Below are 10,080 nucleotides of genomic sequence, written 5' to 3'. Positions count from 1 at the left end.
GGACAAGTGCTGATATTATAAAAATTTTATTAACTTTGATTGATATAGTAAGAGTACATAACTTAAAAACAGAAAAAACTACTGAACAGGGATCAGTAGTTTTTTCTGTTTCATGAATGGTAATCAATAGTTAGCTGACGTTGCAGAGCGTCTTGGATAGTTTGTTCAAAAATACAACTTTTATTCTTCTTAGTTATAATCACATACAGTGTAGATTTCATAACATGTTTGAAATGGAAATATTAGCCCATTTTACATATTTAAAAGTTAAACAAACTCATTGTTTATTATTTTCACATATGATGTTTCAACCCATGTGTATTAAAGCCTTTACTCCTTTAGTTAAATTTGATAAAAAAAGGAGTGTTTATATGTCTAGTTATGGTGGATCTGGATTTGGATCTGGTTTTGCTTTACTTGTTGTGCTATTTATTCTTCTAGTCATCATTGGATGTAGTTGTTATGGCGGCGGCTACGGCGGTTGCTAATAATTAGAGATTATTTTTATTTTAATTATTAATGATTCTTTGTTCTCGACGTAAAAAAGTTAGCTTAATGCTAGCTTTTTTTACTTTATCTATGTACTGAAAATTGCCTTCTTCTGCATATAAATTAATTTCTATTATATAGGACCCTTTTTATCTAGAAAGAATAAGATTCTATCTTGAAAGTAAATAACTTTTTTCACGCTTTTCTTACTATATTTATAGCGAACAACATAAACATTCTATAGAAGAAAATTACTTCTATAGGAGGTTTTTATGGATCAAAAGGATCAAAACCATCAATTAGACCAAATAAAACAAATGCAACAAATGTTTAAAGCGAATATGAAAACTCAACCTTATCCTATGTATCCTAACTATGGGAAAATTACACGTTATCAAGAAATCCCGATAAGTTTACCTGAACAACGCCAGCTGCGTCATCCCGGAGTGGAAAAACTTATGGTACCCCTTCCTATTATCGAAAACCCGAACTACAAAGGGAGTGGGAAGTTAAAAGGAAAAGTAGCACTTATTACAGGAGGTGACAGTGGTATTGGTGCAGCAGTAGCAATTGCGTTTGCTAAAGAAGGCGCAGATGTTGCTATTTCATACTTAGATGAACATGAGGATGCAAATAGAACAAAAACAAGGATTGAGCAACTTGGACAACGTTGTTTTCTAATGCCTGGTGACTTGCGAGACAAACAACAGTGTATCTCCATTGTAGAACAAACAGTAAATACGTTTGGACGTCTCGATGTTCTTTGTAACCACGTTGGTATTCAATTCCAACAATTAAGTTTGCTTGACATTACAGATGAACAATTCGATGACACCTTCAAAGTTAATATATACTCTCATTTTTACACAACAAGAGCAGCGCTTCCTCATTTAAAACCAGGCAGCTCAATCATTGGCACTTCTTCAGTGGTAACATATGTAGGCGAGCAGCAAATGATTGATTATACGGCTACAAAAGGCGCAATAGTTGGTTGGACACGTGCCTTGGCTAAAAATGTTGTGAAACAAGGGATTCGAGTCAATGCCGTCGCGCCTGGCCGAATTTGGACCCCACTTATTTCAGCAAGTTTTTCGTCAGATCAAGTCGCTGTATATGGAGCATTTAATCCAATGGAACGAGTTGCCCATCCATTTGAACTCGCACCAACCTTTGTCTATCTTGCTTCTGATGATTCTCGTTTTGTCACTGGTCAAGTTCTTCATGTTGATGGAGGAGAATCCACACATTCTTAATTGAAGGAGGTTACCATTTTGAGGTATGAATTTAATCCAGAAGTAAAATTATTGCTAGTAAACCATTCAAATAAAAAAGTAAAGATGGTCTATATGGAGGATTCCTGGCCAATGTCTAAAATAGGACTTAGACCACCATACTATTGCTACCCAAGTTATGAGCTGAATTATCCAATAATTTAATCTTTCGGAGTACGGATTTCTGAGGAAATATCGATTGTCAGTTTCAACAATGCTCCTTCCTCCCCTGAACCCTCTTGGCACCCAAACAATCACATTTGCAATTGACTGCTTGTGTAAAAGCAGGAAATATCATCTTGCATTTGAATACTAGTACTATACTTTTAAAACGGAAGTGGAGGCTAGTATGATGCTTGTAAAAAAGATGTTAAATGGAATTATGATGAAAGAAATCACAATTAAAGAATTAGCTGATCAGTATGATGTAAGTACTCGTACCATCCAATTAAGAATTAAGAAATTAGGATATGAATGGGACAGTAAGCAAAGTATTTATCGTTATGTTGGGGAAGAGCCAGAACCTTTAGAAGTTGATTTTAATACCCTTATTTCTAAAACTAATAAAATGCTAGCAGAACAAAAGCAAACTAATAGTGAAATAGCAGCTAGCATTAGCAATATGAATGAAAGTGAAAGCACTAGCGCTAGCTTTCCAAAAGCTAGCACAAATGCTAGCAAAGTAGATGCAATTGATATCTTGCTGCAAAGTCCAAAAGATCGCTCTAAAAGAGTCTATCGAGGGTTTTATTTTGATGATGATGTGTTAAGTATTATTGATAAAATTCCTAAGAGTTATAAATCCGAATTAGTAAATGAAGCTCTGAGAAAAGTATTTAAGGAAAAAGGATTATTAGACTAAAATGAAAAAGCAGACTTGAGCCTGCTTTTTAGCCTTAAAGGCATTTATATGGTTAAGAAATGCGTATTATCTTCTGTGAAGATTCTTCATGTTCTGCTTTAGTAAACTGGTTCATAAAGACTTTCTCTTTAAGGATTTTGCATTCTTCTTCTACATTTTTTAGTCGAGCAACTTCATCTACTAAATCAGAAGCTACACTTAAGATATTTTCAATACCCATTAATAGTTTTTCGCTTTGATCCATGATAAAACCCTCCTATTTTTTGAGGGCAACCAATGTTATAATACTAGTGTCAGTTAAAGTATTATGTTTTCTACATGGGGTGTTTCTCTGCCAGGAGAAATGCCCTTTTTTATTTTATTTAATTTGTACTTGTTGCAAATCGATTTGACCACCCCCTTAAATTATTTTAGGCCTTCTCGTTCTCTTAAAGCTTTGAATCTATCAAATCTACTGCGATATTTATAATCTTTGTTTTCTTTTCTACTCACAAGGATTTTCCCATCGTATTTAGCAAACTTTTTCTTAGAGTTTTTATCTGTCCAAGCTAGTTCATCATTGACTATGTAAACATTTGAAGTTCCCATTTTTAAGATATCAATAAATCCATTTTCTTCGAGGATTTTTAAGTTTCTGTAAATCGTTGTCTTATGTTTTTCAAAATAGTCTTCAAAGACTGCATAAGAACAAGCTAGAGCATTTCTATTGTCCATATGTTCAAGAATAAAAAATAGCAATGAACTTGCAAATTGATGATTTGTCATCAACCATCTCATTTCAGGCATTCCATCACGATAAAATTGAACAAAGTTAGAATTTCTATCTTCTTCTTCTCTTTTAGATTTTTTATTTTCCTCTTCATTGTGTAATTCCATTAATCTTTGAAACTTCATAAGTTCTTCTTTAGTTAATTCCAATGTCACTTTCTCACTTTCGTTCAAAATATATGCCCCCTTTTTTCAAAGGTTGCATTAGCTATGCAACCTATACGTTTCATATTTGCAATATCCTATTGCAAATAAGGTATCATATGGAAACTTGATTTGCAATAGGATATTGCAAATATGCACTGTTTTATTGCAGATAGGTTGCACTCTAGATGCAATCAATAGGTTGCACAAGCTATGCAACCTATTACTCTATAAAACCCTTATATATCAACGTTTTTATGTAGTTCCCTTCTATATCTTATAAAGGGCTATTTTCCATACAAGGTTCGAGTAGTATTTTTTAAGAAGATCACTTAAAAAATCTCCACTCTTTTCTCCTTGCATTTCAAATTTCGGCAGGTTTGGTTATCTTGCCAAGCCGAACATACCCAAAACGAAGTTAAAGATGCTCGGCTTACAACGGCCATTATACCTGCCGAACCGCCAGAGCAGACGTCCGTAGTTGGTAATTTTGCTGAAAATAGATTACACAAACGGGGACTAGTCCCCGAACCCCTAGCCAGCACGCCACCCCAAAACGAACGGGGTTGCACGGGTAAAGTTATAACTCATAATTAAAGCGAATAGCATGCACGGGGGGCGTGCATCTGTTTTTAATATAGATATGATTTAATAAAACAGTATCGCTTATAAACGTTGATATATCAGTACTTGCACGGGGTTGAACGCCCCCCGTGCAAGCAGAAAATAGTGTGCATGGGGGGCGTTCTTTGTTATTCTTTAAAGGACATTTTAGATGAGAAGTATAACTATTTACATAAATAAGCGTGCACGGGAGGGAACAGCATGTCAGATACAAAACTTGGCCAAGAGCCAGCTTATTGGACGGGTGAAGTAGCAAAGAAGCTAGAGGTGTCAGATAGTACTTTAAGAAAGTGGTGTATTCAATTGGAAGCCAGAGGTTATAAGTTTGTGAAAGGAGAAAATGATAGTCGGGCTTTCACTAAACATGACTTAAACGCTTTACAGCTATTTAAACAACTCGTAAAAGTCCAAAGGAAAACCAAGGAACTAGCATCTTTAGAAGTAGTTGAGCGTTATGGTGCAAGGCAAGGAACGCCCGCCATGCACCCTGCACAGATGGCCGTTCAAGCTCATGAGTTCAAAGATAAAATTGATGATATGGCTCAAAGTATTGAAGAAATAAAAAAGCAATTACATGAACAGATGGAGTTTAATAAAAAGCTTGTAGAACGTATGGATCAGCAAAGCATGAGTCATATACGTGAGATTCAAGAAACAAGAAAACAAATTGCTGTTGCTCAGGAAAAAAAGAAGTGGTGGGAATTTTGGAAATAAAAAAGGACTGCTCGTTATTTAGCAGTCCTTTTTTATTTAAATGATTTGTTTCCGATAACATCCTAATCTCTACTTTAATTATAACCCTATTTGAAAATTATTTATAGACTGTTTTTTCACTCATGTCCGGCCTTATACTGTTATACGCAAGTCAAAAAGTATAAAGGGTGTGGCTATATGAATGAGAAGAAAAATGTCTTAGATCCTGGTCCATTTTTTCATGGTACTAAAGCAGAGCTAAAAATTGGAGACCTGCTTGAACCGTTGTATTTATCTAATTACCAGGATAAAAAATCTAACCATATCTATTTTACTGGAACATTAAACGCTGCTAAATGGGGCGCTGAATTAGCAAGATCTAATTCAAAAGAGAGAATTTATATTGTAGAACCATTAGGCGATTTTGAAAATGATCCGAATTTAACAGATAAAAAATTCCCTGGAAACCCAACACGTTCTTATAGATCTAAATCTCCCTTGAAAATAGTAGCTGAATTAGGTTCATGGGAAAGACATTCCGATGAAGAAATCAATCATATGCTTACATCTTTAAAAAAGTTAAGTGAAGAAGGAAAGAATGTAATATACGATTGATTCTGACGTTATAAAACTCCAGACAAATACCAGATTAAGAACGATGGCCGCCTTATAAACTGATATATAATAGGCGGCCTTTGTTATGAATATGAAAAGCATGTTAAATGTAAGAATTTTGGGCACAATACTATAAGTTTATATAGATAGTATTGGAGGTAACAAATTTGGATAATAAAATGAGATTAACGTCCTCAGAAATTACAAGTTTATGGACACAATATATTCAAGATACAATGGCTGTTTGTATTAACAAATACGTGTTGGCAACTGTTAAAGACCCTGAGATTTATTCTCTATACGAATTTACCCTAGGTATAGCCGAGAAGCATTTAAAAGCGCTTAGTAATATTTTTAAATCTGAAAAGTTGGAGCCGCCCAAAGGATTTACTGAAAAAGATGTAAATGTAGATGCTCCGCCTCTATTTACAGATGTTTTTTGGTTAGGCTACATGCATGAGATGACAATGCACGGGTTAGCTGGATATAGTATATCTTTCAGTGTGTCGGCTCGAAAAGATATACGAGATCATTATTTCCAATGTAATATTGATGCTATGGAGATTTATAATAAATCGATTGAAATTCTTTTATCCAAAGGCATTTATCAACGATCTCCTTATTTTTCTAAATCTCAAAAGAGTCAATCAGTTACAGAGTTAGGATATGTTATGGACTTATTCGGAGATAAAAGGCCTTTAAATTCAATGGAAGCAGGAAATATTTATTTTAATCTAAAAAAGAGTATTGCAGCTAAAGCTCTCGTCGTTGGATTTAAACAGGTAATTAAGGATAAAGATATTCATAAATTTATGGATAATTGTTTACATACAGTTAATAAAAATATAAATATTTTCTCTTCTGTACTTCAGGATGAAAATCTTAAACCTCCCCAATTATTAGACAGTGAAATTACAAATTCTGAGATAGCTCCTTTTTCAGATAAATTAATGGTGTTTCATGCTGGGTTTTTGTTTAATTTAGCCACTACCTATTATGCTGCAGCTATGGTAACAAGTATGAGAATAGATGTAGCTGGACATTGTGATGCCTCCATTCTTCGGGATTTAAAAACGATTTCATCTTTTGGGAGAATTATGATTAAAAAAGGGTGGATAGAAAAACTACCAGAGGCGGATGATCGTAAAGAGTTACCTAATAATTGACGAGAGTTTTTACTCTTTTATAAATTTTTAAGATGTATTTTATAGTATCTGTCAACGGTAAATCGCAAGACCGACAGGTCGAGAATTTAAGGAGTTGATAGATTCACCAAACCCAAACCCTCTTGGCACTCAAACAAACCCGTTTGTTTGACGCCAACCGGCGAGGGAGCCCCCTCAAAGATTGAGGGGGTTGGGGGTGTTTGTAGAAGCCATTCCAAAGGGGCTTCCCTTTGGCAGGTGGTGGACAGCGTCCACGGTCTTCATGAAAAAGGGCATCCGTTTAGGATGTCTTTTTTCATTTTGGCGGAGCCAAACACAGGGAGGTACACCGACCGCCACCTCGTAGAGCGCGCTCCCAATTTTATCGAAGATGAAAAATTGGTGTAGTGCGTTACACCAAATCTAAAGTTGTGGTATGCTAAACCCAAGAAAAGTGGTCGAAATGGGGGATGGAGGGATGGCCAAATATGGGATTATCCGCATGCAAAAGTTCCACAAGGACGCAATATTGGGGATCCAGAAGCACAATCAACGAGAAGGTGAGCACAGTAAAAATAAAGACATCGATTCAAATAGGACGATGCTTAACTATGACTTCGTGAATGAGGATAAAATCAAGTACCATGAAGAAATTAAAAAGATGACGGCCACGCGTGTGAAACGAAAAATTCGGAATGATGCGGTCCTCGTGGCAGAGTTCTTTGTGTCGGCCAGTCCAGAGTATATGCATGCGATGTCGCCAGACGAGCAGCGCAAATATTTTGAAGCATCACTGGACCATATTGCCGGCAAGTATGGCCAGCAGAATATTTTATATGCGGTGGTACATAATGATGAAGCGATGCCACACATGCACGTGGGTTTTGTGCCTATTACGGAGGATCGACGCTTGGCGGCGAAAGAGTATTTTCATGGTAAAACCAAAATTCGTAGAATCCAGGATGACTTTCATAACTACATGAACAAACGTGGCTATGATATTGAGCGTGGCGAGCCGAGCGAGCTGCAGCATAAGAGTGTGCATGAGTTTAAAAAACAAGAACGTGAAAAAGAGCTAAAGCACCTGCAACAACTAGTGGCTCATAAGGAAAAAGAGCTTCAACAGATGGACAACTTAGTGGAGTTAAAAGCAGCACCACCAGTTGAGATACGTAGCGAGAGACGGATCGAAGAGTTATGTAGCCGACCTATTGAAGTAGAGGCGGCCAAGAGTGTCATGGGTTCCAAAGTGAAAGTGGAAGAAGCAGATTTTCATGTGCTTATGAGTCTCACAAAAGAGCTGCAGCAAACATTGGCGGCCGAGCATGAGCGTACCCATGCATTGAGTCACGAGGTAGATCGCTATGAGAAAGAAAATAAGACATTGAAGCACGACTTAAGTGAAACAAGGCAAGAATTAGAGCTATATGTGGGAGATCAAGATGGCCAAGTGCAGAAAGCTAAAAAACAAATGCGTCAGAAGCTTGTCCGTGATTTTTCAGCTGAACAAAAAGAAAATGTGAAAAACGAGGTTAAGAGAGAACTAGATAAGCAATATGAAGCTCATATAAGCTCTCTGAGCGACGATTTAACGATTGAGAAGCAGAAACATGAGAAAACGAAAAAAGAGCTTGTACAGGCAAATAAAGTGAATGATAGCTTAACAAAAATGAACATAGATTACATAGAGAATTATGTACCAAAAGAAGAGCTTGATAAAGTGAATCACGAGGTTAATGAATTACGAAAAGAGAATAAGACATTAAAAGCCTGGAAGGAAAGAGCGTTGAATTGGATTGATAAGCATGTTGAAAGGATAAAACAGGTTTCGTTCTTTCAACATGTCGGTGGGATTCAAAAACGTAACAAAAGGCAAGATCAAGAAATTGAAAGATAATAATACAAATAATCTAGCTAAGAACAGTAAGTATAAGAACAATTTGAGTCATCAGTGTCTCTTTTAAATTAGAATCAGTACAGGTCGAATGTTGCTTTAGTAAAAATAATAACTCTCTGTTGAATAAGAAAAGTTCGTCTCTAGTCAACATAAGATTACTCCTCCTTTTTTGAGAGTGTTTATGAGCATAAAAAAAGCTACCTTGTCTCTATGAGCGTTTGCTTTACATAGAAATAAGGTAGCTTTTTCACAGGGTTCACACGTATAACAAATAACGGATAGATAACTGCAAATTAATAATATCACCTTTTTTCCATAAAAACTATATTTTTCCTAAACAGGATTAGAAAAGTACTAGATAAGTAATAGAAGGCTCATAATGAGGGTTTAAAAGGAGAAATAAGGACATAAAAAAAGCTATTTCAATCGTATTGGCATCGGAGTGAAATAGCTTTTTCTATATTACATTTAAGAGTGTTCTGGTTCGTCATGGATATCTTTATATGTGAAGTATATCACAAACTTTTTTAGATGTGAAGATAAAAAATCAAAATTTGTATGACAATTTTTGATTTCAAGATAAGTAATAAGAGATTGAAAGATAAAATTCCGTTGTATAAGGACATTTGTATACTGTAAAATACTTGTATGAAAATAAAAAGATAAAATGAATACAAGGTTGATCGCTTTTAGAATGATCAACCTTGTATTCGTTTTGCTATTAAAAGCAAATGGGTGAGGGGAATATTGGAGTCTCATAAAGTGATTTTAAAAGAAGCTTTAACAATTGAGATTGAAAAAGAGAGAAAATCTTTAGTAGAAACGGCATTTAAAGAGGGTTTTACGAGTAGCAACACGGTAGAGATTAGTCAATTTATTGATGATATGTTAAATGAATTAGAAAAGATTAAATAGAACTATTGAAAACAAGAAAAAAGCAACCTCGGCATTGGCCAATGAACGAGGTTGCTTTTTTGTAAGGGTTTGTTCATACGTATCCGAAGTATGAAACATAAATAGATTACCACGTTTTGTAATTAGAGGCTATTTTTAATATGTTGCTACATATTAAAAAATAAAAGAGCAACCTCTGCAGTGGACGGGAGGTTGCTCAAAAATAGGGTTACGTTGAAATTTGTAAAAAATAGTCTGACTTTTAATATATCATATTTGTATACAAAATCAATTATTTGAACCGTTCTGCATATGTATAAAAGGTGCACTTTTTATTCATTCTTTCACTAATCGCTTACTGAAAAAACGTTGGTTTATTAAGGATGTATAAAAAGCTGCATACTCCGGAAAAAGAACCCTCGGCGGAACCGTTCTGCGACAAGGGTTCTTTTTTGAGTTGTGTTCCGGAAAGAGACATTATGTTAACTAAAGATGTATGGAGTATACAGTTTAAAAACAGAAAAAACTACCTCATGCGAGTAAGATAGTTCTTCTGGTGAATGTTCTAAATAGATGTATTTGACACCTTACAGTGCCTTGAGTAGTTTGCTCAAATTTTTAAATGTTATTCATAATGGACAATTTACTTAAAGTGGGCTAATGAATATAATTTATTTG

The 10,080-nt window shown here is 35.3% G+C and carries 10 protein-coding genes; 8 read left to right on the top strand and 2 right to left on the bottom strand.

The genetic code is table 11. The features are described from left to right. The first annotated feature begins 371 nt into the window (after positions 1-371). From LAV82_RS31050 to LAV82_RS31040, 3 genes are all read left to right on the top strand, one after another. On the top strand, positions 372-488 hold the full coding sequence (locus LAV82_RS31050) for a YjcZ family sporulation protein (RefSeq protein WP_080621508.1): 117 nt from the start codon (positions 372-374) through the stop codon (positions 486-488). A gap of 273 nt (positions 489-761) precedes the next feature. Then, on the top strand, positions 762-1,742 hold the full coding sequence (locus LAV82_RS31045; RefSeq protein ID WP_211080128.1) for an SDR family oxidoreductase: 981 nt from the start codon (positions 762-764) through the stop codon (positions 1,740-1,742). 367 nt (positions 1,743-2,109) lie between these two features. Further along, entirely contained in the window at positions 2,110-2,622 is a 513-nt protein-coding gene (locus LAV82_RS31040; RefSeq protein WP_255323688.1) for an HTH domain-containing protein, read from the top strand. 52 nt (positions 2,623-2,674) lie between these two features. Here the strand turns inward: LAV82_RS31040 and LAV82_RS31035 are convergent, their stop codons facing one another. After that, complete coding sequence (locus LAV82_RS31035; RefSeq protein WP_176586576.1) at positions 2,675-2,866, bottom strand: hypothetical protein; 192 nt, start codon at positions 2,864-2,866, stop codon at positions 2,675-2,677. Between the two features lie 161 nt (positions 2,867-3,027). After that, entirely contained in the window at positions 3,028-3,564 is a 537-nt protein-coding gene (locus LAV82_RS31030) for a replication/maintenance protein RepL (RefSeq protein ID WP_444964348.1), read from the bottom strand. A 795-nt stretch (positions 3,565-4,359) separates the two neighbouring features. On the opposite strand from LAV82_RS31030, the gene LAV82_RS31025 reads away from it, so the two are divergent. From LAV82_RS31025 to LAV82_RS31005, 5 genes are all read left to right on the top strand, one after another. Continuing rightward, positions 4,360-4,872 carry a DUF3967 domain-containing protein gene (locus LAV82_RS31025; RefSeq protein WP_499717637.1) on the top strand — a complete coding sequence of 171 codons (513 nt, stop codon included), beginning with the start codon at positions 4,360-4,362 and terminating at the stop codon, positions 4,870-4,872. 177 nt (positions 4,873-5,049) lie between these two features. Beyond that, a complete protein-coding gene (arr, locus tag LAV82_RS31020) occupies positions 5,050-5,466 on the top strand; it encodes an NAD(+)--rifampin ADP-ribosyltransferase (protein ID WP_029320824.1) in 417 nt (138 codons plus the stop codon). Between the two features lie 167 nt (positions 5,467-5,633). After that, positions 5,634-6,632 carry a DUF3231 family protein gene (locus LAV82_RS31015; protein ID WP_499717636.1) on the top strand — a complete coding sequence of 333 codons (999 nt, stop codon included), beginning with the start codon at positions 5,634-5,636 and terminating at the stop codon, positions 6,630-6,632. A 415-nt stretch (positions 6,633-7,047) separates the two neighbouring features. Further along, positions 7,048-8,508 carry a MobV family relaxase gene (gene mobV / locus LAV82_RS31010; RefSeq protein WP_499717635.1) on the top strand — a complete coding sequence of 487 codons (1,461 nt, stop codon included), beginning with the start codon at positions 7,048-7,050 and terminating at the stop codon, positions 8,506-8,508. Positions 8,509-9,255: 747 nt separating this feature from the next. Next, complete coding sequence (locus LAV82_RS31005) at positions 9,256-9,423, top strand: Spo0E family sporulation regulatory protein-aspartic acid phosphatase (protein WP_499717634.1); 168 nt, start codon at positions 9,256-9,258, stop codon at positions 9,421-9,423. Positions 9,424-10,080: the final 657 nt, after the last annotated feature.

It is taken from the genome of Bacillus sp. ILBB4 (genome assembly GCF_035064545.1).
In the GTDB taxonomy this organism is placed as follows: Bacteria; Bacillota; Bacilli; order Bacillales; family Bacillaceae_H; genus Priestia.
This window is presented reverse-complemented; position numbering and strand designations above follow the sequence as displayed.

Excerpts from the sequence above, each read along its gene's own strand:
- LAV82_RS31050 (WP_080621508.1), top strand. The coding sequence starts at position 372 with ATGTCTAGTTATGGTGGATCTGGATTTGGATCTGGTTTTGCTTTACTT.
- LAV82_RS31035 (WP_176586576.1), bottom strand. The coding sequence starts at position 2,866 with ATGGATCAAAGCGAAAAACTATTAATGGGTATTGAAAATATCTTAAGT.
- LAV82_RS31040 (WP_255323688.1), top strand. The coding sequence starts at position 2,110 with ATGATGCTTGTAAAAAAGATGTTAAATGGAATTATGATGAAAGAAATC.
- LAV82_RS31045 (WP_211080128.1), top strand. The coding sequence starts at position 762 with ATGGATCAAAAGGATCAAAACCATCAATTAGACCAAATAAAACAAATG.
- LAV82_RS31025 (WP_499717637.1), top strand. The coding sequence starts at position 4,360 with ATGTCAGATACAAAACTTGGCCAAGAGCCAGCTTATTGGACGGGTGAA.
- arr (WP_029320824.1), top strand. The coding sequence starts at position 5,050 with ATGAATGAGAAGAAAAATGTCTTAGATCCTGGTCCATTTTTTCATGGT.
- mobV (WP_499717635.1), top strand. The coding sequence starts at position 7,048 with ATGCTAAACCCAAGAAAAGTGGTCGAAATGGGGGATGGAGGGATGGCC.